Here is a 24,490-nt window from a genome sequence, read left to right as displayed (position 1 = left end):
TATATAGACGCAGTACTCGAGCAAAAGTTGCGCGTGTTGCAAACTTTTTTATTTTTTATTTTTTATCCCCTAATCTTGATTGTTTTTCCCGACTCCCCCTTAACACCGCATCGGTTCGCAACCCTGCTATCTTGATGGATATGGGCTCACATAGGTTGTATAACCTCGCCCTCCAAACCTTAAACAAAACCTAATAGAAAGAGACAGCATTCGCTAGAACGCGCAAAAAAAACGACCTGCTCCCTCGGGAGCAAGCCGCTTAATGTTTCCTGCGAAATGATTAGTTGATCTTCGGAAGCTTCTTCAGATCGGCCATGACTTTGCCCACGATAATGGCGGCATCGGAACGAAGCAGGTACGATTGCGATTCGAATACATACCCTTTCGTCAAATCGGATGCATCCACAGGCGAGCCTTTGATATAGCCCTTCTTCGCGATCGCTACGACCGATGATCTCGAGTAGTAGCTGATGTTCGAGTAGTCTTTAAACGCCTTCTGAAGCGCCTTGTCGATCTTGGTCGAATCCGTGTCCAGCTTCAGATCGAGGGCGCGCGCCAGAATAACTGCCGCTTCGCCGCGCGTCAAGCTGTTGTTCGGCTCGAACGTTCTCGGCTGCGTGCCGCGGATGATGCCTTCGCGAGCTGCCGTTTCGATATATCTATAGTCCCACAGCGCATCCACGTTCGTTATCGGCGCCACGTCATCGAAGTGCAGGTTGCCTTTGTAGTTCAATGGAATATCTAGCATGCGCACGATCATTCTCGCGAACTCGCCGCGCGTCGCATACATGTCTGCGCCAAAATCGTCATAATTGGACGCGTTCATCAGACCTTTGGAGTATATCGCTTCCATGTAGTTCCGCGCATAAGGATGGTTCGAGACGTCGCTGTACGAGTAGGACAGCTTGCCGACCACATAGTAACCGAACTGCTCGAACGGAACCGTGATCGTGTTCTTGCCTGTGTCAACCACGCCGCCCACGTTGATCCAGAACTTATTCTTCACATCGTAGTGGTATACCGTTACCAACGTACCTACGCTGTCTCGGATGTTCGGATCGAACGAAAGCGTCAGCTTGCCTTGCTTGGAAGTGACGAGTTCGCGATCGTCCGGACGCAAGTCATACGTCGGGATCGGCGAAGTTGGGAACTGGTACGGATCCACGCCCGTCGTTACCGGATCGTAAGCGGCCGTCGACAGATTGTCCGCCAAGCCGGCGTCAATCCAATACACCGGACTCGCCTTACCGAAACGAGTCGGGAAGGAGACGTCGAAACGCGTGCCGTAGTTCTCGATCAATTGGCTGAAGTTGGCCGGCCACACATCGTACTCGCGGCGGTCAAGAACGCCGTCTTTCGGGTTGGCAATGCCGAACAGCAGCTTATGGCCTGTGTAGATCTGGTTCTTCAGCTTGTTCGTCGAATCATAGTCTGTGCGAATCAGGGACGTGCCTTTGGCGAAAGTCAGGGAGAGCGTTCCGTCAAATACTTTGTGGGAACTCTTCATGTCTTCCATGTACGCCGCGCCAGGGATGTTCGTCGGCTGATACGTCACTTCGATCGTATCAGACACGCTATCGTTCGCATTTTTAATGGTAAAGCTAATTTTGTTGACGCCCGCCTTCAGCCCCGTAACGGTAGCTCGGAAGGAATTCGGTTTGTCGATGTTACCGTCATTGTCCATATCATAACCTGTCTTCTTGGCGTTGATTTTGTTAATAACAACCGAATCGGCGCCGTTAGCGGTAATGATGACTTCGACATAGTTCTTGTTGATAATCGCCTCTTGCGGAAGCATCGGACGCTCGATCGTATATGGCAGAACGGTCGGGTCCACTTCTACGCGGTACGAGGCTTTCGGCCCGTATTCCCCGCTGTTATACACGCTGAACAGGTATACGCTCGAGCTACCGTCGGCGTTCAAGTCTTGCCCTTTGAGCACGAACGAGAACGTCTGACTCTTCATATCGTAGCGTACGATCAAATTCGGATCATAACCTTTTGGAGCTGTTTTGTTCGGATCGAGCGCGTTGATCGTGCCGAGTTTCTGCGTGCCATTCATGACTTGCAGCGGATATGTCAGATTCCACTCAATTCCTGCTTTCAATGAGGTACTTGTAATTTTCAGCAAATAGTCGGATGGGCGAATCTCGTTAAGAGTCAAATCGTCAATTGCCTTTTTGACTCTGGCTACTTCATCACTATCCAATGCGCCTCCGTATTCGCCAAGGTCAATAAAGTCAAACGTGCCATAGATGTTCATGTTCGCTTGCTTCGTTGTATATACGCCGTTCGTCAACTTAAAGTTCGTATCGTTGATGGTTGGCATTACGTCCACTGTATCAGCGGTCGCATAAGTGAACGGGAAAATGCCTGTATCATCGACCGGAATTTTCGGCAGATTGTTCGGAACAATATTCACTTTAACCGTCTTGTCATAGTAACTCTTCGTGCCTTGGAACACAATGCGAATCGTATTCTCGCCATTGATTAGGGCATCAAATGCAATTTGCGATAGCGATTTTTCAATCAACTTCCCGTCATCGTCGACTTCGCCGGTTTGCATCTTCTTGTCGGCGTTCATAATAAAATGACGCGCATCATCATTGGCATTTCCATCGCCGTTCTCATCCATCATCTCAAGCGGAATTTGAACGTTATTGATGTAGAAGAATACCGTTTGCGGTAACTTCTTACCGGTACTGGTTGGTTCATACCGGATCTCGCTTGTGTCGTTGATATTAGAGAATTCGCCTTCGAAATTCTTTAAAATTCCACTAATAATATCATCACGGCGTTTGGCCGGACCTGCCACCGTATTGTCGTTAATAATCAATCCATCATACAAATTCTTATAGTTTACGAACGGTCCATACAGCATGTTGAGCGTTGCTGAAGCGGATGAAGTAGGCGCACTAGAAGTGTCGTCCTTCTTAATCGTTGCCGTCAGCGTTTGGGTGCCTTCATACGGCATTTTGGTAAAAACGAATATCCGTCTTTTGTAGGTTACGCCGTCTTTCGTTACATATTTTTCCGACTCGTTCGGGAGAACTTCCGTGTAATCTGTATCGGCTACAAGGCTCTTCGAACCTCCATAAAGATTAGCGATTTTCGTCAGGCTCACTTCCGTGCTAGCGGAATAGTTACCGAAAACAACTTCAACCGCTAGCGGAAGTCCATAAATCTTGCTACCGTCCAGTGTCAATCCGGTAATCCCGCTTAACGATCCCCCCGTTTTGTAGCCCGGCAAGTAGTTAATTTCCTTGATGAACGGATCTGTATTGTTAATTAACTTGAATCGGTACGTATTACTGTACTCAGTCAACACAGTCAACGGGTTGGTCGCGCCGAATTGCACGCTGAATTCTTCATTGAAGTGAAGTCTTTGATCGTTATCTGAATCAATCTTATCCACAGACATCGTAAAATCAAATACGAAATAAGCATCGTTGTCATTTACGCCTGACGTCAGCGCCTGCGTTACCGTCGTTGATGTAACCGTTTTGGCGTTCGTCGTATTCTTCAGTGTTCCCGCTACCAGCGACGCGATGCCAGCGCCATCCGGGTCCGGATCAGGCTTCTTCGTATCCGAGTTGTAGTTATTCGGAACAATGACTTTACCCGTTACCGTGTACTTACTTTCCCCATCGACGTTCAATGTTGGCGATGTCGCCAGATCGGCCGTTTGGTTGATATCGCTACCGGCGATTTCGTTAATATTAATATCGCTGTACGTCACGCTGCCGTTATAGAAGGTGATATTCCGCGTCGACGTCAGTACCTGCGTACCGTTGTTCACCTTAAAGGTGACGACGTTCTTGCCCTTCTGCAAGGTGATCGGCGATGCCGCGAAGGTCGAGCCGTTCGCCGCATTGACCGTGAAGGACTTCGTGTTGCCATTCACCGTTACGGAGATGGCCGAGGCATTCGGCGCATTGCCCGTGATGCTGATGTCTACCGTCGATCTGCCTTTAGAAGCCGTCGAGTAAACGATTGTCGACTTATCTTCGGTCAGCGGGAAGCTGGTGCCGAGCAATGTAGCCGTCAAGTTATAGAGAATCGGGGAGTTGCGATACTCGACATAGATCGAGCTGGATACTTGCCCGCCGCTCTTCGTCCCTTGGAACGTGATTTTGTTCAAGCCCGGGAAGAGCTGCACGTTGTACACCTTAATCGATGTGCCGTCGATGTACACGTTGCTCGTCAGACCCTCTCTCTTGTTCGGCGGGTCTGTTTTCTCGGTCGGATCTACAATTTGATAAACAGAATAAGAAATGGAGCTGGCCTCGACATTGCTGATCGTACCCGTGAGCGTAATCCGCTCATCCGTTACGGTACGAGGAGAGCCGATCGTCGTGCTTTCACCCGTAAAGTTAAAGTTCGCGCTGGCCGCCGTCGCTACGTCATTCACGCTGCCTGGAGGCAGCAGTTGAATCACGAGGCTGAAGAGCATCAGCCATAAACCTAGTTTCTTAAACACGGTAAACCTCCTTATAGTCCATGACATTGTTTACGTCGTTGTACTAGATTTATCGGACGTACCCGGCGAAAAGTTTACACTTGCGGCAAAATGGAACCCATTTACGCAAAAAAGCCTTGATTCCACGAAGGAACCAAGGCTTCCATATCCAGGATATGCTTATTTGGAACGTTGTTCTTCCGCCCGCATCAGAATGCGCTGCAGGAAATTGAGCAGCGGTCGCCGCGTCTTGTCGACGATGCCGATCAGCTCCGCGCCAATCTGCAGCACGAAGACCATGACCAGGATAACGACGAACGTAACCCAATTCGCAGCCGAGGACTGCACGATCGTCGATTGGAAAATCGCGCAAGCGCCGAAGAAAGCCGCGATGCCGTAAATGATCAGCACCGTGCGACGGTGACTAAAGCCAAGCTCGCGCAGGCAATGGTGCAGGTGACCTTTGTCCGGGGCGAAAATCGGACGCTTGTTCACCCAACGGCGTACGATCGCGAAGAACGTATCCGACAGCGGCACGCCGATAATGAGAAGCGGCGTGACGAACGAGACGATCGTGACTTGCTTGAACCCGATCATCGACAGTGTCGCAAGGCTGAACCCAAGGAACAGAGAGCCTGTATCGCCCATGAAGATCTTCGCCGGGTGGAAGTTGTAGGCCAGGAAGCCGATAACCCCGCCAAGCAGGATCGTGCTGAGCAAAATAACCGGGGCGAAGCCCATGATCGCCGCCATGACGGCAATCGTGCCAATCGCGATGGCCGATACGCCGGCCGCCAAACCATCCAGACCGTCGATCAAGTTGATCGCATTGGTTACGCCAACGATCCACAGGATCGTGAGCGGAATGCTAATCCAGGATGCGACCGGCTGCATCGCTTCGCCGAACGGAATGTTCAGCAGATCGATCTTAATATCAAAGCCGATAACGACGACGCATGCCGCGATAATCTGTCCGAGCAGCTTCACCTTCGCCGAAAGTTCGAAACGGTCGTCCAGCGCGCCGATCAGAACGATGATCGTGCCGCCAACGAGCAGACCGTTAATCAAATTCGTGTCGTAACTGCGCAGCAAACCTTCCGGCAGGAAGGGCTTGATGGCGAAATAGCCGCCAACGAACGCCGCATATATGCCAAGTCCGCCCATACGGGGCATAATTCTCGTGTGTACTTTGCGATGGTTCGGCTTGTCGATCGCGCCGATCGCATAAGCCAGTTTAATGACTAACGGAGTCACCGCCAATGCTAAACATAACGCGATAATAAATCCGATTCCGTAAAGAAAGCCCTCAGCCATCTTCATCTCCCTCTCATGTTCGTAAATCGAAGCCGCTGGCGTCCGCTTGCTATGTACATGGACAGGCCGTGCCCGATTCACACCTGCGACAGTAAATAACGGGATGACGAACATGTTACATTCGCCTAAGACTATCGCCGGAATGAATTATACTCCGTTTGAAAAAGAAACTCCATACTCTTTTTCAAGCAATTTTCACCGTTTTCGCTAGTTTTCACACCGCATTGCGATATTTTGTCACGTTTTCTTTATCGCGCATCACTTTGAGCGCGAATTTGGGCAAAACGAGCATGCGGCCGAACCGCGACGGCTGCTTAAGCAGCCGGTAGAACCACTCCAGCCGAAGCCGCTGGAACAGCTTAGGCGCGCGTTTCACGACGCCGGCGATGACGTCGAAGCTGCCGCCGACGCCCATCATGACGGGAATGCCGAGCTCTGCTTTGTTCGCTGAGATCCAAGGTTCCTGTGTATTCACTGAACGAGCCACGAACAGCAGGTCGGCTTGCGCCTCGCGAATCTCCGAGATTACTTCGGCGTCCTGCTCCGATCCGAAAAATCCGTTGCGGTACCCCGCGATAACAAGCCCGGGATACTGCTCGCTGATTCGCTTCGCGCACGTCTCGATGACATCCTGCGTGCTGCCGAGCAAATAGACGCGCCAACCGCGCTGCTGCCCGATACGGAACAGCTCGTGCATGAGATCATAACCCGCCACGCGCTCCGCGACTGGCTGACCAACGTGGGAGGCCGCCCACACGACGCCGGTGCCATCCGGTACGACCAATTCAGCGCTGCGCAGCGCTTGATCGAAGACAGGGCTCTCCAAAGCGGCCATCACCATAATGGGGTTCCCCGTCACGACGTGCGTCGGCATACGCTGTTCGATGCGAGCGGTCAAGTGGTTCACCGTCTCCCGCATATTGAGCTTGGAGAATGCGATGCCATATATGGAGACCGTCGGCACGGCCGAAGCCGCGGATGCGGCGCCCGCCTTATACGCCGGCTGCCGTGTTGTTGACTGACTCATGTGCGCTTGTCACCTCTATTGTTATGACGAAGAAGGCTGGCGATTTGTTTCGCCGGTCTCTTCGCTTCCGTCTTGAGTTGCCCGATGGCGGCCTTATGCTCCGCGAGCCACTCCTCGCGGCGGTCAATCAGACGGCATGCTTCCGCGACGAACGCCGCCGCATCCAACTGCTCCGTCGTGCCGATAGCCTCCAAGCCGACCCGCTTCAAGAATTGATCGATCTTCGGGTCATACGACAGTCCTATCATCGGAACCGACTGATTCGCCGCGTAGATCAGCGCGTGCAGCCTCATGCCGAACAGCAGGTCGCATTCACTGACCGCCTGGAGCATGAGCTGCGGGTCATCGCCGGGAGCCGCCATTTCAGCAGAACTGCCCGGTCCCAGGTCGCCCAGCCGCTCCATGACCCATTGCGATGTTTCCACATCCGATGGGGTGTGGAAAGGAAGGAACCTCAGCCGCACCGCACGGCTGCGGGCGAGCGCGCCCAGCGCTTCCACCGCGCGCGCAAGATCGGCTTCGTCTTTGCGCCAGTGCCGCAGAGACACGCCCACGACCGGCACCGCCGAGTCGGCGGAGTCGCGGGAAGCGTCCCCTTGCACGGCCCCTGCAGGCAACGGCATGCCCATGACCGGATCAGGCACGACGTCGATGCGTTCGGCCGGCACGCCGATCCGTCCCAGAAGCGCGGCAGATTCGGCGTCACGCACCGAGACGTAAGCGCTGCGTCGCATCACGCCGCGAATCAGCGGGTCCATCCATCTCCGATTGACCGGCCCGATGCCTTGCGCGTAAATAAACGTCGGCTTGCGCAGCAGCTGCGCAAGCTTCAGTACGCCGGTGTAGTACGGGATCGTCAATGCGCCCGTCGCATCCTGCAGCAAGCTTCCGCCGCCGCTGATCAAACCGTCGCTTGAACGAATGGCGCGAATGACTTCCGTCAGCCGCATACGGTGCACCGCTTCGACGCCGTACATTCGCGTCGTCCATGCGGGATCGATCGACAGCACGACCGGCACGATGCGCACGCCCTGCTGTCTGCCTTCTTCCTCCAGCGCGAATAGCATCGACTTGAGCACGGCCTCGTCGCCGCTGTTGTGGAATCCGTAGTAACCGGAGATGACGACGCGCTTCACTTCTGGCTGAACTTGAGCATCGGGATGTAGCGAAGCACCCATTTTCTCCAAACCCCTTCCAACACCTGCCACACGCCGATGCCGACCAAACCGATGATCGCGCCCAATACAAGTCCGAGCACAACGCGGATTAGCGAGATATGAAGCGGTGTATGAATATGCGCGAACGTATCCACCATTGATAGCTGCCCGATGGATCCTACGATAAAGAATACCCATGCGGCCCTGTAACGAAGCGCAAGGAAAAGCCCGACTAAAAATAACGGATGGGATAGGATGAACTCCTTAAACCGTGGCCGAACCCCAAACGTCGTCTCCAGCACGTTGCGGGTAAACAATTCGAGGGCGGAGGCTTGTCCCGCATTGCCCGTCCGCGACAAGTAGTACATCCCGACGATGCCGAGCGCGCCAGCCACGACGACCCAAAGCACCGTGATCTGCGCACTCAGAATGCGCCGGATATTGCCGCCGAGCGAACCGCTCGTAAACAAGAACACGTACAGCGCGGACAGGCCGATCGGCGCCAAATGCAGCAGACTCACACCGCGGAACTGTTCAAGCACGAGCGAATACGTAATATTGTTCAGCAGGCCGAATACATAAGGCACGCCGATCAGCGAGATGACGGAGGTCATCGCGAAGATGGAGAGCGCCATCATCAGCCTTCTGCCAGCCGTAAGTCCCGGGAACACCCAGTTCAAGCCCGCAAAGCCGTTCTTGGCCATACTCGTCCCGCCAACGGGGCGAAGAGAGCCTGTCGTGTGCGCCTTAACCCGGCTGATCGCCCAAATAATCGCGAGCGTTGGCGCGCTGACCGCGGCCCCAAGCGCGAGACCTTGTTCCAGAGTCGGCTTGGATAGTACGTATAATCCAGCGCTGCCGATCAGCCCGATCAAGAAGACAGGGATGACGACACCCGGAATAAACGCACTGACCAGCAGCGTAATGAGCGCCACCGCCCCCAAGGCAACCAGCGCCTTCAACGGTTTATGCCAGGACGGCGATTCGTATTCGAACGGCTGGGCCGAACCAATCTCGTATCCCAAATCGCTCAGCTTCCGAACAGCTCCCTGCTCGCCTTGAAGCGCGTCGTAAATATTCGGCAGCGAGTTGACGACCGCGGACTTCGCCGCGCTGCGCGTCGGTGCCGTATTCAAGTAGAACATCCGGATATTCCGGTCTTTCACGGCGAGATGGAACCGGTCCGCGATCGCTTCCGGCTCCATAGTGGCCGCGTCCGAATCCGACAGCGAGTACAGTCTTGCAATATTATATTGCGTCAAATACGCAAGCGAATTCATCCCTTTTTGCGGCTTCGAATTCTCGATGGCCGCAATGCCAATATTGTACTTCGTCAAAATGTGAGCGAACCCCGCAAGGCTCTTCTTCTCCGCGTTGTCCTTGTACCCTTTGACCGCGTCGCCTTCAAACAGAATGCGGTGGACGCCCAGCTTCGACAGCTCGGCCATCTGCGCATCCACCATATTCTGATCGTACGGAATGCGGTCGGAGAGACGCGGAACAATCAAGAACCCGGCTGCATGGATCTTTTGCAGCGCGATCGGGTCGGGATTCATCGGCTTGAGCATGGCGTTCTCCACCGGCGTCTCCAAAATCAATCCCGTGCGTCCTCCGAAGGACCAAGGCTTCACGGCAATCTCCCAATAGGCGAACGTCTGCTCGATCATCGGGGAGAGCGCCGCTTCTTCCTCTTCGCCCGCGAACAGAAGATAGGTGTAATTCTCATCCTGCGCGGCCGGCTTGTCCTGCAGCTCGGCGGCTGCGGCTGAATTGTAGACGGCCAAATAATCCGCCCACACCATCTCTTCCAGCGACGTCTCATATACCGCCATCGACGTCACGCCGGCCTCCTTCATTTTGACGAGTTCCTCGGCGATGTACTGCCGCGGATGCGCCGTATAAGACGCAGCCTGCACGAGATCCCGGTAGTCAAATACGAACTCCACTTTCTTCGACGATGTATCTTCCATCTGCCAGCGCGTGGCGCCCAGCGGCAGAGCCGCCAGGACGCCGACGAGCGTCAGCACCCACATGAATGCGCGCGCTTTACGATTCCATTGCTGCCAAGATTGTTGCACGCCTTCCACTCCTTAAGCCTTGTTGTCTACGCGCTCCATGACAGCCGCGGTCAGACGGCCGATCGCGGCCGCCGCTTCTTCCCGAGTACCGCCATTGACGGCGAAATATACTTTGATTTTCGGTTCCGTGCCGGACGGACGCAGGCAGAACCATGAGCCGTCCTCGAGCAGAAACTTGAGCACGTTCTCCGGCGGCAGTCCATCCAGACCCGGCGCATAGTCGAGCACTTTCGTGACGGCAATGCCCGCGACCTCAGCCGGCGGGTTCGAACGCCAGTCGTTCATGATGCCTTGGATTTGCTGCACGCCGTCCACGCCCTTGAGCGTGCGGGATTCCAACTGCTCCTGATACGTGCCGAATTGCTCGTACAGTTCCAGCAGCACGTCGTACAGCGTCTTTCCTTGGCTCTTGTAGTAAGCAGCCGCTTCCGCGATGAGCAAGGAACCGATTACCGCGTCCTTGTCGCGCGCGTACGTGCCCGCCAGGTAGCCGTAGCTCTCCTCGTAGCCGAAGAGGAATGTGCGCTCGCCGCTTTGCTCGTACTGGTTCATTTTCTCGCCGATATACTTAAATCCGGTTAGCGTATTCACCACATCCGCGCCGAAATGGCGGGCGATGTCCGCGCCCATCTCGCTCGTCACGATCGTCTTGACGACGACGCCGTTAGCCGGCAGCTGGCCGCGCTCCTTCAGTGTCGAGAGGAGGTAGTACACCATGATCGCGCCCGACTGGTTGCCGGAGAGCACGACGTATTCGCCTTCGTTGTTGCGAACGACCGCCCCGACGCGGTCTGCGTCCGGATCCGTGCCGATAATGATGTCAGCCCCGACTTCGCTTGCCAGCTTGATCGCCAGCGTGAACGCTTCGCGCTCCTCCGGATTCGGCGACTTCACCGTGCTGAAATAGCCATCCGGCTGCTCCTGCTCCGGCACGATATGGACGTTGGAGAAGCCGGCTGCCTCGAGCACGCCGCGCACCGGCAAGTTGCCCGAGCCGTGAAGCGCCGTGAAGACGACGGAAACCGCTGCGCCGAGCCCGTTCTTCAGCAAGTCCGCGTTCAAGCTATGCGAGACAACCGTATCGATATACTTGCGGTCCTCTTCCTCGTCCAGCCAGCGGAGCAGTCCCTTCGCTTCCGCTTCCTCGCGGGAGATGCGGCGGACTTGATCGAAGCTCGTGACCTGCTGGATCGCACCGATGGCCTGCTCTGCATCGGCCGGAACGAGCTGGCCGCCGTTCTGATCGTAGACCTTATAGCCGTTATACTCCGGCGGGTTGTGGCTGGCCGTGATTACGATGCCGCCGGTCGCGCCAACCGAACGAACCGCAAACGACAGCTGCGGCGTCGGACGGAGCGACGGGAACAGATAAGCGGTGATGCCGTTCGCCGCGAGCACAAGCGCCGAATCCAGCGCGAATTCCGGCGAGTTGTTGCGGGAGTCATGCGCAATGACGACGGACGGCTTCTCCGCACGCTGCAGCAGCCAGTTGGCCAGCCCCTGCGTCGCCTTGCCTACGGTATATGGATTCATGCGGTTCGTGCCGGCCCCCATCACGCCGCGCAAGCCCCCTGTGCCGAATTCAAGATCACGGTAGAATCGGTCTTCGATTTCTTTCGCGTTGCCCGAGATGGAGGCAAGTTCCTCCTTCGTTGCCGCATCAATCGTCGCGTCGTTCAACCATGCTTCGTAACGTTCAACCGCTGTTTGTGTCATTGTCTCCATTTCCTGCCTCTCCAATAATGATCTTTGTCTATTCATCTATATGTGTCATTCATGTATGTACATCATCTAGGACGACTTCTGCCGCCGAATGGTTTCCACCCGCTGCCCTATGCCTTCTTCGGATCTTGAAGCGCGAACATGATCTCGCCCTCGGCGACGACTTTGTCCCCAACCTTGGCTGTGGCTTGTCCTTTGCCGATCGGCCCTTTAAGACGCGTGATCTCGACTTCCAAAATAAGCGTGTCGCCCGGCGTGACTTGACCGCGGAATCGGAAGTTGTCGATGCCGGCGAAGAAGCCGATTTTGCCCTTGTTCGCTTCGACCATCAAGATTGCGACCGTCCCCACTTGCGCAAGCGCCTCGACGATTAGCACGCCTGGCATAACGGCATATTCCGGGAAGTGCCCGGTGAAGAACGGCTCATTCATCGTAACATTCTTCAGGCCGACAGCGCGCTTGCCCGCTTCGACCTCCAAGATTCGGTCCACGAGCAAGAACGGCGGGCGGTGCGGAATAATTTGTTGGATTTGTTGAATATCGAGCATTTTGAAAAGTGCCCCTTTCGCGCCTGGTTGGCGTAATATTTTGACTCTCCTTGAGCCACAATAGACATATCCTTCGTGAAACTGCAGTCATGGGGGTTAAGATAAGGGAGTCCGACCGTCTGGCCTGAAGCGCCGGGATGGCCGGACTTCTTTGTGCGCGCGTTTATTTGGCTTGATCCGCGGCCACGCCCGAATCGGACTTCGCCTGACCGCCGCGTCGCTCCAGCTTGTTGAGCCGGGCAAACAATATAATGTAGATAAACGACGTAACAAACGAAAACCCGATCACGCCCCATAGGTAGGCTTGCGCGAACGGAAGCTCGAAAAATATAAACGCGATGGCCGCATAATACAAAACGGTCGTCAATTTCCCCATCCAATTGGCCGGCACCGTCTTCTTGCCGCGAAAATGAAAGATCGCCGAGCCGGCGATCATGCCGATGTCCCGAATGAAGAACGCCGCGCAAGCCGTCCAGTGGAGATGGCCGGTGGCAAGGAGCGAGATAATCACCGCGATCATCATCGACTTGTCTGCGAGCGGATCAAGCATCGCTCCGACAGCCGTCACTTGGCCATGGCGCCTGGCGAGATACCCGTCGAGGATATCCGTCATCCCGGCTACTACCACCACCGCGAAAGCCCATTTCATATGACCGGATGCATACACAACGATGTAAACTGGAATGAGCGCGAACCGCAGCGTGGTCAGCATGTTAGGCACATTCAAACCGTCATGCCCCCTTACCTTTTTCTGGCGGTTCAAGTTCCTCCATCATTATACCTCTCCGCCATGAAAAATAAAACCATGCGAAAAGCCCGCAAAACCGCGGCTTTCAGCCCCTTTTTCTTTAAAACTCCCCGTCTATTTTCAATCAAATCGGACGAAAAGCTTCATTTTCACGAAGCGCCTGCCGTTAATAGAAGGAGGCAACGAAATAAAACAAAGCAGGTGAGAACAAGTTGAGGAAACCAGATAAACAAAGCAAGGCAGGCTTTAACTCCCGTTCCGCGGTGTCGGCGCTGCTTGCGTTTGTGATGATGCTAACCTTAATGAGCGGCATGGCGTTCGCCGCGGACGAGACGGTAACGGGTCTCCAATTCGAGGATTCCTACCCGACGACAATGTATGTAAGCAACGGGACGATGGCGATGAACGTCTTGGCGACCGTTTCTTCCTCCACCACGACCAAAAAAGACGTCACCTCCAGCGCGACATGGACCTCCTCCAATCCGGCGGTTATTAAAGTCACCGGCGGCACGCTAACCGCGCTCACGACGGGCACGGCCAAAATCAGCGCGCAGTACAGCGGCTTTAAAGTCTCACTCGATATGACGAGCGAATATATGTATGACAGCGTTACGATCAAGCAGGACGGCTCCGCGGCAAGCGACAGTCTGAACCTGAATATTGGCGATGATCTCGAATTCACGCTGGCAGCTACCAAAGGCAGCACGGTTACGGACGATATTGCCGACGCGACGTGGACAAGCTCGGATGCTTCGGTTGCCTCCGTCGATGGCGATGGCGTCGTAACGCTGATCGCGGCCGGCACGACGACGATCACCGCTTCCTACAAGGGCCGCAAGGATACCGTGAAGCTGACAGTCGCTTCTCCTTATAAAGAATTGAAGATCGACGGCGACAGCATTCGCGAGTTCAAAGTCGGCAATGCGGCGATTCAACTGACGGCAACGGCAACGAAAGCCTCGGGGGGAACGGATGAGGTTGAGGACGAGGCTGCTTGGACGACAAGCAGCGCCGGCGTGGTTACGGTAGAGGACGGCAAAATTACGCCGGTCGCGCCGGGCAAAGCAACCATCACGGCTACCTACCTGGGCGTTACTGCCTCGGTAACGGTTGTCGTCCGCCCCGCCTTCGAAGCGATGCGCATCACGCCTTCGGATACGCAGCATATTTTGATCAATGGCAATGGCGTTCAATTCAAAGTCTCTATTCCCGAGAATAATGTGTGGAAAGAAAAAACGACCGAAGCGACATGGACGTCCAGCGACATTTATGCCGCGACGGTTGACAGCTCGGGCAAAGTAACGCCGAAGGAAATCGGCAGCACGACGATTACGGCTACCTACAAAGGGTTGGTCAAATCCGTGCTAGTGCACGTCTACCCTACGATCAACACGATGAAAGCCTCGAAAGAAACGGTCGACGCGTTCGTCGATGAAGCGGTGACGCTTCCTAAGATTACGGCAACATCGTTGGCGGACGAAGAGTTCGTCGCCGACGATCTGGTAACTTGGACGACCAGCGATACGACAGTCGTCGATCTCAAGGACGACGCGTGGATCGGCAAGAAAGTCGGCGAAGCGAAGCTGACGGCTGCAATCGGCGACAAATCGGTCGAAGTATCCGTGAAAGTCAGCGAGAAGCCACTGGCTCTTATGTCGGAAACGACGAACCTGTCGCTCGTGATCGGCAAAGAAGCGGATCTTCCCGCGATCAAAGTCATCAATGAGAGCGGCTCGGAAGAAGACGTAACGAGCAAGGTCACGTGGAAAGCTTCGTCGGCGAACCTGCTGCTTAAAGCGCCGAAAATGAAAGGCCTCGTCAAATCCAACGTGACGCTGACTGCCACTTATCTGGGCAAATCGATCACGTTCAAAGTAACGATCGAAGAAGAACTCGCGAAGCTGTTCATCGATGCTTCGAATGTTACACTCACAATCGGCAAGACGAAAGCCTTCAAAGTAACGGGCGTGTACAAAAGCGGGCAGAGCGTGACGCTCAGCACGAAAATGAACTGGTCGCTCAATTCCGAGACGACCGCAACGGTCAATTCCAACATCGTGAAAGGGTTGGCCGAAGGCACGGTTACGCTGACCGGCACGTACCAATCGAAGACCGTTACCGCGACGATCGCGGTGAAGCCGAAGCTGCTGAAATTGATCGTCTCCGAGAAGTCGTTCACGATGGCGCCAGGCTCGGCCAAGACGTTCAAGGTGACGGCTGAATACGAGAACGGTAAATCCATCGACGTGACGAAAGCCGCGGTCTGGACCTCGTCCAAAGCGGCAACGGCCGCCGTTAGTGACGGCACCGTCATCGCGCTCGCGAAAGGCACCGCGACGATCAAAGTCGCCTACGAAGGCAAGACCGCCACGATTCGCGTGACGGTGAAGCCATAGAAGCAGACGAAGTGAGCGGCTCAAAGGATTGAAGTGCATGTCTTCTAATCCCGATGTTCCTCGATCGTACAATAAGCGGCGTCACAGGGTTCTAGCCCTGTGGCGCCGTTTGCCGTTTGTGGCCACCTGTGACTTCAGCAGATTGCGCTCTAGCGAAGTCCATTCAACCTCTAGGCTCGCTCTTAGCTAATCTTCGAAGCAGGCATCCCCATTTGCTGCTGATCTGTCCCAGTGCTCTCTCCAGTTCATACATTGGACGAACCGAGAGACATCCCCCCTTGCTCATCAAGCGTTTACGTATCTGCCGCCAAAAGCTTCTTTTTGTAATGAGATTGAGTAGGGCTATTCCTCCAGCGCAGGGTAAATACTTCCCCTTTTAGCTAGGCCACCAAACAAGGCGTGGATACGGAGGGCTAGGGAACTTTGCGGGAGCTACGCATAGATGTTATTTTCGAGCCACAGGATCTGCAAGACGAAATTATCCAAAGCGATACGGTACTAGAGGATCGTAATCCACCAGAGTATGCGGATGGTCGAGCCGGCGTATTATCGTTAATGAACCGCGGAATGCCATAGCCAAGAAAAGTACATGATTGCTGTTGCAGAACTCGAACAGCGACGGAGAGAATGGTCGAAGCTTAAGTTGAAATGCGGTAACCCAAGATGCTTTAAGTGAAAACGCATCATTATGGTGTATGATTGCCCATGAATTGATATGAGCCTTTCGGATAAAGCGTATACTCTCCGTTCTGCGAATAGGCCGTGGAGCCGTTATAGATGCCGGCCTTGCGCACGAGCGTCCCGCCATTAGGCAAGAACTGCGTCTTGGCGTTCGGATCGCCGAGCATGTCCACGATCACGCCATAGATAACAGTCGATTTTTTCCCAAACTGTTACATGAAACCCGCCATCATCCGACAAATTCCCCCTACTATTTAGATCTATAGACATAATCCATTATCATTGCAGCATTATAGACAGATCTAAAAGCTATTCGGGACTATTTGCGCATCTGCAATAAAAAACCGCTTACCGCGTGAATTCGCGATAAACGGTTTTGTCAACCTATGCATTTGAAAAAACGAGATCGTACATATGCTTCCACGTGGACCACTCGAACACATCGTCACCTGATCCGTTGCCGAGTTTCGTGTAGCCGATATACAAGCCGCCCGCGAGCGCAACCAGTAACAGGATCGGCACGATGCTTTTGCGCAGCACCCACAGCAGCACGCGAAGCGCCGGATGCCTACGTGCACGAGCCTCGCGCTTCTGCTGCTTCTTCGTGCGTCCTTCGGTCTTGCCGGCCGCCGTCTCCGGACCGCTCTCGGGCGGCGCAGCGCCAGCCCGCTCTGCTGCCGCACCCAATCCTTCAAATACAACCGTGTCGTTCTTCGTATCCATCCGTAACACTCATTTCTTACGCGCGCAGGTTGTTGGCCAGCCCCATCATGGTGTCACTGGACGTTAACGCCCTTGCCGTGAGCTGATACGCCCTTTGCACGGTGGTCAATTCGGTCATTTCATCTGTCAAATTCACGTTGGACTGCTCCAGGTATCCTTGGCGAACCGAAATATCCCCGCCAACGCCTCCTGTTACATCCGTCAGTACATCGTTGACATTCAAGCTGTCGCTCACTGCGTATAAATTATCCGCGACTTGCGAGAGCATCGCCGGCTTCTGCGCCTGTACTAGGCGAAGCTGGCCGACCTCTTGGAACTCGCCCGCCTGGTTCTGGCTCACGATCGTGCCATCCGGATCGATCCGAACCGATTTGGCATTCGTCGGCAGCACGATGCGGTCGCCGTCCGCGCCTACGACCGGGTATCCTTCCTTCGTCGTCAGGATCGCCTCGCCCGACGCGTCGTTCGTCATCTGGAACGCTCCGTTGCGCGTGTACGCCCGTGTGCCCGCGTCATCCGTAATGACCTCGAACATCGCGTTGCCCGTAATTGCCAGATCGTAAGGCAAATCCGTCTGCTGCATCGGTCCTTGCGAGAGGTCTGGCTGGATCGATACAAGGCGCGATCCCCAGCCTTGGTTCAAGCCAAGCGGCGTACGGCGTCCGGGTTGGGAGAACTCGTCGGGCTGCTTCGTCATCGTCGTCAGCAAATCCTCGAAGGAGGCCTCTTTACGTTTATATCCTACCGTATTCACGTTCGCGATGTTATCCGCCAGCAGGTCTAATTTCTGCTGCAAGCCGTTCATCGACACCATGGCGTTGATCATCGAGCTGTTCATGCTGCATGCCTCCTAATAGATTGATGACGACACAAGACCGGAACGGCCATTAATTCACCCGGCCGACTTCGTTGACGGCCTTATCCAAGCTCTTATCGTAGAATTGGATGACCTTCTGGTTCGCCTCGTACGCGCGCATCGCCGACATCAGATCCACCATCGACTGGGCGGAGTCCACGTTCGAGCGCTCCAAATAACCTTGACGCAGTTCAACCCGATCGTTCACTCCGACAACTTGCGCTTGTTCGCCCCCTTGCAGAGCAAACTTGCCGTTGCCAATGCGCACCAGGTTGTTCGGGTTATCAATACGGGAGAGCATAAACTGGCCGACCTGCCCGCCCGTGAGCGGATCCACCAAACGGTAATCGCTCGTGACGGTCAGCTTGTCCATCGATTGATCCGGCGCCAGTTGTAGCGGGTTACCGTCCTGGCCCAACACCTTCGAACCGTCGCTCGTCGTCACGTAGCCTTGATCATCCACCGTAAATCGTCCCCCGCGTGTATATCTGGTCTCACCGGAGGCATCCTGTACAGTAAAGAAGGCTTGCGGTTGATACGTTACTTCGCCGCCTTCGGAGACGGACTTACCGGATTCGTCGAACGCGACGCCCGGCACCTCAATGTCCGACATGATCGCGAAGTCGGAGGATCGGTTCGTCTGCATGAGATCGCCTTGCAGCTGCACGGATAAGCTTTCCTCTGCGAAGACGCCCGTATTCAAACGGCCGATCGGCGTTTTGCTGTTGCCTTCGGTCAGCGCGATCATCATCTCTGGGAACGAGCGTGTCACCGCATTGGACTGCTTGTATCCCGGCGTATTGATATTGGCGATATTATTCGTCACCGTGTCGTGGCGGCGCTGCTGGGCCGTCATACCCGCCGCTGCCGTATATAAGCCTCTTAACATGAGGTGATCCTCCCCGTAGTGCCACTGCGGCTTCGGCCGCGAATGGCAAGCATAGTAAGCGTAAGTCTGGCTCTCGATATCTGTTATATCGGCACGCGCCCGTTCTGGTTGAATAGCTGCTCCTTACGACTTAGCGTCCGCCGGCGCCTCGGCACGCTCCCCTAAGCGTCCTACCCGCGCCGGTGCTGGGCTTGTCCGCCCAGCCGATCTCTACGTTATGCCAGAAGTTACCGCTCACAAGCTATCTTTTGCGGGGCGACCGGTCCAAATAATCCAGCAGCAGGCCTGTACCTTTGACGACGCAATGCATCGGATCTTCCGCAATCAACACAGGCACCTTCAGCTCTTCAGCGAGCAACGCATCGAGTCCACCCAGCAGCGCGCCGCCGCCGGTCAGGATGACGCCGCGGTCGATAATGTCCGCCGACAGCTCGGGTGGCGTCCGCTCCAGCACCGACTTCGCCGCAGCGACGATCGAGGAGACCGGCTCCCACAGCGCTTCGCGCACTTCGTCGGAATGGATCGTCACCGTCAGCGGCAGGCCGGAGACCATATCGCGCCCGCGGATGTCAATCTCTTCCTTGCGTCCGGTCTCGTATACCGTACCGATCTTGATCTTGATATCTTCGCTTGTCCGTTCACCGATCAGGAGCTTGTACTTATTCTTGATATACCGCATGATCGCGGAGTCGAACTTGTCCCCCGCGACCTTAATGGAAGAGGCGGTCACGACGTCGCCCATCGAGAGAACGGCTACGTCCGTCGTTCCGCCGCCGATATCGACGACCATGTTGCCGCTAGGCTGGTAGATGTCCATGCCCGCGCCGATGGCCGCTGCTTTCGGTTCCTCTTCCAGAAAGACGTCTTTCGCTCCGCTTCGTTCAGCCGCTTCGCGGATCGCCTTCTGCTCGACGGACGTAATGTTCGTCGGCGCGCAAATGAGAATGCGCGGGCGGCTGTACCAGGAGCGGCCGCCGATCCGGTCGATGAACGACTTCAGCATGATCTCCGTAATCTCGAAGTCGGCGATAACCCCGTCGCGAAGCGGCCGGATGGCAATGATGTTGCCTGGCGTACGGCCTACCATCCGGTGCGCTTCTTCGCCTACGGCGAGCACGCGTTTCGTCTCGCTCTCGATCGCGACGACCGAAGGCTCATCGAGTACGACGCCCCTCCCTTTCACGTGTATCGACACGTTAGCCGTGCCTAAATCAATCCCGATATCCTTGCTAAACATACGTCTGAAATCCTCCAAAGCGAATAGTTGTCGATCCGATAAACATATCGTACAGTATTCGCTAAAATCAACGAAATTCCTCTATTCTTGTCGTGCTTTTTTTCTGCATTCGCCAATGTTCGCACCACTTACCAATGCTGTTCCCTGCCCATCTTGTCGCTAATTCGTTTCACATGTATTCGCCTGCTTTCGGAATATCCGTGACTTTTCCGTGACCTAATGTGACTTGCTCGGGATACTTGGCCCCATATTAATTGTTGACATCGTGATTCAAATCTATTCTATGATGGTTCATCGATTTTTAGTAATACAAGTCCCGCCTCTAACGCGATACTTTGTATTGCGTAGAGGCGGGCATGCAGTAATATTATTGAAGAGCCATTATAGGTTTGATGCATAAAAAAACACCACCTTAATAAGGTGGTGTTTTTTTATGCCATTTCAAGCAGACGTTCTTTAGCTTTTCTCATAACATCTGCACTATGGGTTTGGTGAGCTGCTTTATTTCGCAAATCTTTAATTAATTTTTCGTAATGCTCGGGAGTAATAATCCCCTTATCTAGGGCCGTTTTCGCAGCACGTTGAAAAAGCAGATCATTTTGATTATACATAATATCCCCTCCCAGTATCTCTAGCTTACATCTTCTTCGTCATCATGTAAAGATGGCAATAATGACATGTATTCGTTGAAGGCACCTTCTAGAATCGTTGCGTATACCTCACCGATTAATTGACATTCGTCGGACATCGGATTTAATCCATCTATTGTTAATACCCCCCAATTGTTGATCGGAACACAAATGAGGGATTTATACTTGCTTGTAGATTGTTCATTTTTTTGCCATTCGTCTTGAGTGGTGACATCTGGAATGTTTAAAATCTGTCCCAATCTGAACGACTTGCCGGCCAGCGACCTATCAACATGAAGAACTCTGTATTGAGCATAGTTGTTGGGAAAACCAGAGCTAGCAGCTTGAAGCCTCAGATTCCGATCACTTTCAATCCACAAGCCGCACCTATGTCGCTCGCCTGCTTTAGACTTCACATCGTTTGCCAATGTATCGATCGCTCTCTTGATAAGGTTAACAGCAGAGTACATCTTTTCTTGGGAAGGATCCATGACTCTTAGTTTGTTGAGTGAATCCAAAAGAGGATTAATAGCTGCTAATGCTCCGTTTAGTTGCGACACTCTCTCGATATTCTGCCGATTGTTCTCTTTTTCAGCAGATAATGACTCCTGTAATACTTGCAGTTTAGTGTCTTTCCCCATCTCAGCAGAAAACCGTCTAGCCCCTAGCACGAACCACAAAATTATGCCGCCAAGACCAATCAAGAAAATAATCGCTGCACAGGCAAAGAACCACCCCGGCATTTTGTCTAATAATTCTTTGAAAAAGTCCCCCATTTTTCACGCTCCCTTTCTTGGTATATTATTCAACATAAATAAGTTGTTGGGAAGTGAAAAATGGGACTGCTGATCATCAGTCCCATTTCACGTATGATCGTTCGAAGTGCAGAACTATTCAATCGCTTTTCCCTCATAGCCAATCAGCTCGCTTACATCCTCGACATCCAGCGCAACCATAATCTTTTCGAGGTTCTCGGGCGACCAATGCTTGGCTTTATTCTTGACCAGGTCATCAACGGTATTCCATCGAATGCCGGTCATTTCGCTGAGTTGCTTTGTATTTATACGGCGCGCTTCCATTAGTTGCGCCAGTTTAAGATATATCATACTTTTCACCTCACCACCAATATACTCTATTTCCACACACAACATCAACTAATATCGTTTAATTATTCAACGAATATAGTTGACAATCAACGAATATCGTTGTATAATTAGAGTATAGAAAGGAGGTGAAGGAGATGGCAAAAAAGAGAAAGAAAAAGCAAGACGATTCGAATAGTGTACTGGCGCTTACGACGGCAATCGTAGCCCTAGTAAATTCGATCGTAACCCTCATCGTCACACTGGCCCGCTAAGCCAACGGCCCATCGAAAGATGGGCCACCCCTTCCGGGGAATGATGGTGAAAAAATAAGGGCGCTTTTTCTTTCTCGTAAATTCATTTTACCATAAAGGGGTACCGAATATGAAACCAACCAAAATGATGTATGCATCTTTGGGCATTGCGGCGGCGGCGCTTATAATCAGTCTCGTTAGTTTGGTGTTGGTCCTTCGATAATCACAAGCGCCTAGGAAACGTAAAAACGCCCGCCGACCGAAGCCGACGGGCGTTGCTTATTTGCCGAGTACAACTGTTTTGTTCGAATTGTCCCAGTAGAACGGCACGCCAAGCTTGGCCAACTCCGACACCTTGATGTAGGTGCTTCCTTCATACACGAGAGCGTCAGCTGCAGCTTTCCCGTTAATCGTCGTTTTCACTTTATCCAATTGATTTTCCTCCTCCTTCACTTCATGCGGTTGCTTGCCCCGCTGACAATCATCAAGCGTCAATCCGAACGTCATTTGGAAATGAGGCATGTCCACGAAATGGTCCCAGTCACCGCCCCATTCGAAGCCTAGCGCCTTGCCGATCGCCGCCACCTCAAACCAATCACGCTGACCGTCCTTATCACCATCGCGGGCGGTATCCCATGTAACTGTTGCCCCATCCGGCATCAGCAGGGCATAATCAACAGCCAGCCCGTAATTATGATAACTGCGTCCGCCCCTGGCGTTTGTAACCACATCTTTGGGCTTAATAATTTTCCCGTTCGCATCGCGACCTTTAGCAAACAGCGCGTCCTGCTCGGCGATCGTGCGAAGCCCTTGCGTGATAACGATTGGCACGCCGGCCGCGTAGCTCTGCTCGATTAATCTTTCCGTAGCAAGCCGGACAGATGGATGAAGCCCTTCCAACCGCTTGGCCGACTTGCTTTTTACATAAGAGAGTGTCGTCATTCCGTGCCATCTCCTTTATTCTCAACCTGGCGACCGGTTGCCCGCGCGATCTTCTGCTCCAGCTCGCTGCGTACCCATTGCAGCAGTGGATTCAAAATCCATTGTGGGAAGTGGTCACCCCATCCGGCGCGGATCGCGTTGGCGGTCATGCTCTGAGCGTGATGATACAGGATGCCGATCGCAAACAGTCCGAAGACGATCCCCTCCAAACCGAACACGTTGTCCAGCATGTGACCGCCCGCAGGCAGGAGCAAGATGAAAAACGAGCGGAATAATCCGTCGAGACCATACCGACTTCCATAAGATTTATCTTTCTTCGCTGCCCGCACGCCTGCCAGCCAATCCAAGATAATGAACAGCGCAATCGCCAACATAAACGACTTGGCCGTCTTGTCCACCCCATACAGGAGCTCAAACACAGGCATGAATGCCGCCCCTGCCATTGCAACCAATTTCTTTTCCATCTATACGTCCCCCACCCAAATAAAATAGCCCCGATCGGTTCGGGGCGAGGGCTAAATATTCTGTGCTAGATCCGGTTGACTGGACGGCGCGGGCTGGTCAGCTGCTCGTACCATTCGCTAATGGTCACGACATCAAAGCCCATGCTTTTCACGACATCACACAGCCATTCCAGCTCGGCTGTCGGATAACAGATGTCCGGAATCGGCGGGATCGGAATGTCCTCCACACGGTGCAACATAAAATGAACGCTGCATCCGGTATCCCTTACCTTCTGCAGCACATCCAGGACGGCCGCCCGCGTCGTCGTCGAGCCAAGCGGAAAGGTCTTAAGCTTATGGAGGTTGTCGACCGGCGTCGCCGTGACGTCCGAAATCGTACTGCGCGCCGTCTTAACGCCCAGCGACTTGAGCCCCTCAATGAGGTCGTCCCCAAATTCGCCAGCCGGATAGCAGACGTGATCCACCCCGCGATAGCCCCGCGATCGGAGCCAATCTCGGCATACCCGGTAGCTTTCGACCAGTCCCGTAAGCCCGCCGACTTCGGCTTGCTGCGTGTATCGATCATGGCCGTCGGTATGATTGCCAATGTCCCAACCCGCATTGTGCAGGATATCGAGCGTGGCCGGTCGGGCATAGTTCGGGTCATTGCTTTGAGCGAATCGGCTGACGGCCCAAGTCGTTGCGCGCTGCCCATAACGTTGATGAATTGGAAACGCCTTGTCGTACACGGACTGCCACGCGTCATCATACGTAAAAAGGACCTTCGGCAGGCCCTTCACGTTGTATGCCACTTGGTCGAATTGAACCGAAGCCATCACGCCAGCGTTGCCGGATACCCGCAGACCGATCGCCGTAAACGGAGACAACCACGACGGCGATCCGTTAATCAAGAACTCCTTGCGGGATACGCGAATCCGGTACCAACCGTGATTGTCGATCATGTCGGAGAACTGAACTGGGAGGTAAACGTAATAATAGTTCGAACCGCCGTTTTCCAGAGATATGCGGATACTGGATAAGTCCGCACGTTTTTTGATTCGGAATACAACTTCCAGCGTCTCCAGATCGCTAAGGTCTAAGGCCATTCCCGTCTTGCGCGAATATGCGGCAGTGCCCGCAACGGTCTGCTCGATCCGTACAGATTGCGACTTACCAGCTAAAAACGTTTGGTTGTCCAGCGCAATTGTGCCCGCTGTTGTTGTCCATCCGGTCAGCGTGTTGCATGGAAGGATGACGGTGCCTGCTGATGTCAGCAGATCTTTAGGTAGTGTGGCTCTTGGCATA

The 24,490-nt window shown here is 53.9% G+C and carries 20 protein-coding genes; 1 reads left to right on the top strand and 19 read right to left on the bottom strand.

The window, feature by feature from the left end:
* Positions 1–280 precede the first annotated feature (280 nt).
* From ACFFSY_RS13960 to ACFFSY_RS13925, 8 genes are all read right to left on the bottom strand, one after another.
* A complete protein-coding gene (locus ACFFSY_RS13960) occupies positions 281–4,480 on the bottom strand; it encodes an S-layer homology domain-containing protein (protein ID WP_377494871.1) in 4,200 nt (1,399 codons plus the stop codon).
* Between the two features lie 159 nt (positions 4,481–4,639).
* On the bottom strand, positions 4,640–5,773 hold the full coding sequence (locus ACFFSY_RS13955) for a glycosyltransferase family 4 protein (protein WP_377494869.1): 1,134 nt from the start codon (positions 5,771–5,773) through the stop codon (positions 4,640–4,642).
* Between the two features lie 214 nt (positions 5,774–5,987).
* Positions 5,988–6,800 (bottom strand): WecB/TagA/CpsF family glycosyltransferase, encoded by an 813-nt coding sequence (locus tag ACFFSY_RS13950; RefSeq protein WP_512699691.1) that lies wholly within the window; start codon positions 6,798–6,800, stop codon positions 5,988–5,990.
* The gene (csaB, locus tag ACFFSY_RS13945) at positions 6,797–7,978 is read right to left on the bottom strand and encodes a polysaccharide pyruvyl transferase CsaB (RefSeq protein WP_377494867.1); all 1,182 of its coding nucleotides are present in this window, start codon (positions 7,976–7,978) and stop codon (positions 6,797–6,799) included. The genes ACFFSY_RS13950 and csaB overlap by 4 nt, the downstream gene beginning before the upstream one ends.
* Positions 7,933–10,035 (bottom strand): DUF5693 family protein, encoded by a 2,103-nt coding sequence (locus tag ACFFSY_RS13940; protein WP_377494865.1) that lies wholly within the window; start codon positions 10,033–10,035, stop codon positions 7,933–7,935. The genes csaB and ACFFSY_RS13940 overlap by 46 nt, the downstream gene beginning before the upstream one ends.
* A 12-nt stretch (positions 10,036–10,047) precedes the next feature.
* A complete protein-coding gene (locus tag ACFFSY_RS13935; protein ID WP_377494863.1) occupies positions 10,048–11,760 on the bottom strand; it encodes a phospho-sugar mutase in 1,713 nt (570 codons plus the stop codon).
* A gap of 107 nt (positions 11,761–11,867) precedes the next feature.
* Positions 11,868–12,305 carry a 3-hydroxyacyl-ACP dehydratase FabZ gene (gene fabZ / locus ACFFSY_RS13930; protein ID WP_377494861.1) on the bottom strand — a complete coding sequence of 146 codons (438 nt, stop codon included), beginning with the start codon at positions 12,303–12,305 and terminating at the stop codon, positions 11,868–11,870.
* A 163-nt stretch (positions 12,306–12,468) separates the two neighbouring features.
* Positions 12,469–13,032, bottom strand: coding sequence for a CDP-alcohol phosphatidyltransferase family protein (locus ACFFSY_RS13925; RefSeq protein ID WP_377494859.1), 564 nt, complete (start codon positions 13,030–13,032; stop codon positions 12,469–12,471).
* A 233-nt stretch (positions 13,033–13,265) separates the two neighbouring features.
* Here ACFFSY_RS13925 and ACFFSY_RS13920 point away from each other — a divergent pair, with 233 nt between their 5' ends.
* Positions 13,266–15,449 carry an Ig-like domain-containing protein gene (locus tag ACFFSY_RS13920; RefSeq protein WP_377494857.1) on the top strand — a complete coding sequence of 728 codons (2,184 nt, stop codon included), beginning with the start codon at positions 13,266–13,268 and terminating at the stop codon, positions 15,447–15,449.
* A 686-nt stretch (positions 15,450–16,135) separates the two neighbouring features.
* On the opposite strand, the gene ACFFSY_RS13915 is transcribed toward ACFFSY_RS13920, so the two are convergent.
* From ACFFSY_RS13915 to ACFFSY_RS13865, 11 genes are all read right to left on the bottom strand, one after another.
* On the bottom strand, positions 16,136–16,309 hold the full coding sequence (locus ACFFSY_RS13915) for a hypothetical protein (RefSeq protein WP_377494855.1): 174 nt from the start codon (positions 16,307–16,309) through the stop codon (positions 16,136–16,138).
* A 205-nt stretch (positions 16,310–16,514) separates the two neighbouring features.
* The gene (locus ACFFSY_RS13910) at positions 16,515–16,853 is read right to left on the bottom strand and encodes a DNA-directed RNA polymerase subunit beta (RefSeq protein WP_377494853.1); all 339 of its coding nucleotides are present in this window, start codon (positions 16,851–16,853) and stop codon (positions 16,515–16,517) included.
* A 16-nt stretch (positions 16,854–16,869) separates the two neighbouring features.
* Positions 16,870–17,691, bottom strand: coding sequence for a flagellar hook-basal body protein (locus ACFFSY_RS13905; protein ID WP_377494851.1), 822 nt, complete (start codon positions 17,689–17,691; stop codon positions 16,870–16,872).
* Positions 17,692–17,740: 49 nt separating this feature from the next.
* Positions 17,741–18,598: a flagellar hook-basal body protein gene (locus ACFFSY_RS13900; RefSeq protein WP_377494849.1), complete on the bottom strand. Its 858-nt coding sequence runs from the start codon at positions 18,596–18,598 to the stop codon at positions 17,741–17,743.
* A 241-nt stretch (positions 18,599–18,839) separates the two neighbouring features.
* Entirely contained in the window at positions 18,840–19,835 is a 996-nt protein-coding gene (gene mreB / locus ACFFSY_RS13895) for a rod shape-determining protein MreB (protein ID WP_377494847.1), read from the bottom strand.
* Positions 19,836–20,266: 431 nt separating this feature from the next.
* Positions 20,267–20,446: a hypothetical protein gene (locus ACFFSY_RS13890; protein ID WP_377494845.1), complete on the bottom strand. Its 180-nt coding sequence runs from the start codon at positions 20,444–20,446 to the stop codon at positions 20,267–20,269.
* A gap of 20 nt (positions 20,447–20,466) precedes the next feature.
* Positions 20,467–21,240, bottom strand: a complete 774-nt coding sequence (locus ACFFSY_RS13885) for a GAF domain-containing protein (RefSeq protein ID WP_377494843.1) — start codon at positions 21,238–21,240, stop codon at positions 20,467–20,469.
* A gap of 114 nt (positions 21,241–21,354) precedes the next feature.
* On the bottom strand, positions 21,355–21,570 hold the full coding sequence (locus ACFFSY_RS13880) for a helix-turn-helix domain-containing protein (RefSeq protein WP_377494841.1): 216 nt from the start codon (positions 21,568–21,570) through the stop codon (positions 21,355–21,357).
* Between the two features lie 509 nt (positions 21,571–22,079).
* Positions 22,080–22,742: a M15 family metallopeptidase gene (locus ACFFSY_RS13875; protein WP_377494839.1), complete on the bottom strand. Its 663-nt coding sequence runs from the start codon at positions 22,740–22,742 to the stop codon at positions 22,080–22,082.
* Positions 22,739–23,206, bottom strand: coding sequence for a phage holin family protein (locus ACFFSY_RS13870; protein ID WP_377494837.1), 468 nt, complete (start codon positions 23,204–23,206; stop codon positions 22,739–22,741). The genes ACFFSY_RS13875 and ACFFSY_RS13870 overlap by 4 nt, the downstream gene beginning before the upstream one ends.
* A gap of 65 nt (positions 23,207–23,271) precedes the next feature.
* Complete coding sequence (locus ACFFSY_RS13865) at positions 23,272–24,489, bottom strand: polysaccharide deacetylase family protein (protein WP_377494835.1); 1,218 nt, start codon at positions 24,487–24,489, stop codon at positions 23,272–23,274.
* Position 24,490 lies beyond the last annotated feature (1 nt).

The organism is Paenibacillus aurantiacus (assembly GCF_042431225.1).
Classification (GTDB): domain Bacteria; phylum Bacillota; class Bacilli; order Paenibacillales; family Paenibacillaceae; genus Paenibacillus_Z; species Paenibacillus_Z aurantiacus.
This window is presented reverse-complemented; position numbering and strand designations above follow the sequence as displayed.

What these genes read in the sequence shown, in the direction of transcription:
- ACFFSY_RS13955 (WP_377494869.1), bottom strand. Translation starts at nt 5,773, where the DNA reads ATGGCTGAGGGCTTTCTTTACGGAATCGGATTTATTATCGCGTTATGT.
- ACFFSY_RS13950 (WP_512699691.1), bottom strand. Translation starts at nt 6,800, where the DNA reads ATGAGTCAGTCAACAACACGGCAGCCGGCGTATAAGGCGGGCGCCGCA.
- csaB (WP_377494867.1), bottom strand. Translation starts at nt 7,978, where the DNA reads ATGGGTGCTTCGCTACATCCCGATGCTCAAGTTCAGCCAGAAGTGAAG.
- ACFFSY_RS13935 (WP_377494863.1), bottom strand. Translation starts at nt 11,760, where the DNA reads ATGGAGACAATGACACAAACAGCGGTTGAACGTTACGAAGCATGGTTG.
- fabZ (WP_377494861.1), bottom strand. Translation starts at nt 12,305, where the DNA reads ATGCTCGATATTCAACAAATCCAACAAATTATTCCGCACCGCCCGCCG.
- ACFFSY_RS13910 (WP_377494853.1), bottom strand. Translation starts at nt 16,853, where the DNA reads ATGGATACGAAGAACGACACGGTTGTATTTGAAGGATTGGGTGCGGCA.
- ACFFSY_RS13905 (WP_377494851.1), bottom strand. Translation starts at nt 17,691, where the DNA reads ATGAACAGCTCGATGATCAACGCCATGGTGTCGATGAACGGCTTGCAG.
- ACFFSY_RS13900 (WP_377494849.1), bottom strand. Translation starts at nt 18,598, where the DNA reads ATGTTAAGAGGCTTATATACGGCAGCGGCGGGTATGACGGCCCAGCAG.
- mreB (WP_377494847.1), bottom strand. Translation starts at nt 19,835, where the DNA reads ATGTTTAGCAAGGATATCGGGATTGATTTAGGCACGGCTAACGTGTCG.
- ACFFSY_RS13890 (WP_377494845.1), bottom strand. Translation starts at nt 20,446, where the DNA reads ATGTATAATCAAAATGATCTGCTTTTTCAACGTGCTGCGAAAACGGCC.
- ACFFSY_RS13885 (WP_377494843.1), bottom strand. Translation starts at nt 21,240, where the DNA reads ATGGGGGACTTTTTCAAAGAATTATTAGACAAAATGCCGGGGTGGTTC.
- ACFFSY_RS13880 (WP_377494841.1), bottom strand. Translation starts at nt 21,570, where the DNA reads ATGATATATCTTAAACTGGCGCAACTAATGGAAGCGCGCCGTATAAAT.
- ACFFSY_RS13875 (WP_377494839.1), bottom strand. Translation starts at nt 22,742, where the DNA reads ATGACGACACTCTCTTATGTAAAAAGCAAGTCGGCCAAGCGGTTGGAA.
- ACFFSY_RS13870 (WP_377494837.1), bottom strand. Translation starts at nt 23,206, where the DNA reads ATGGAAAAGAAATTGGTTGCAATGGCAGGGGCGGCATTCATGCCTGTG.
- ACFFSY_RS13865 (WP_377494835.1), bottom strand. Translation starts at nt 24,489, where the DNA reads ATGCCAAGAGCCACACTACCTAAAGATCTGCTGACATCAGCAGGCACC.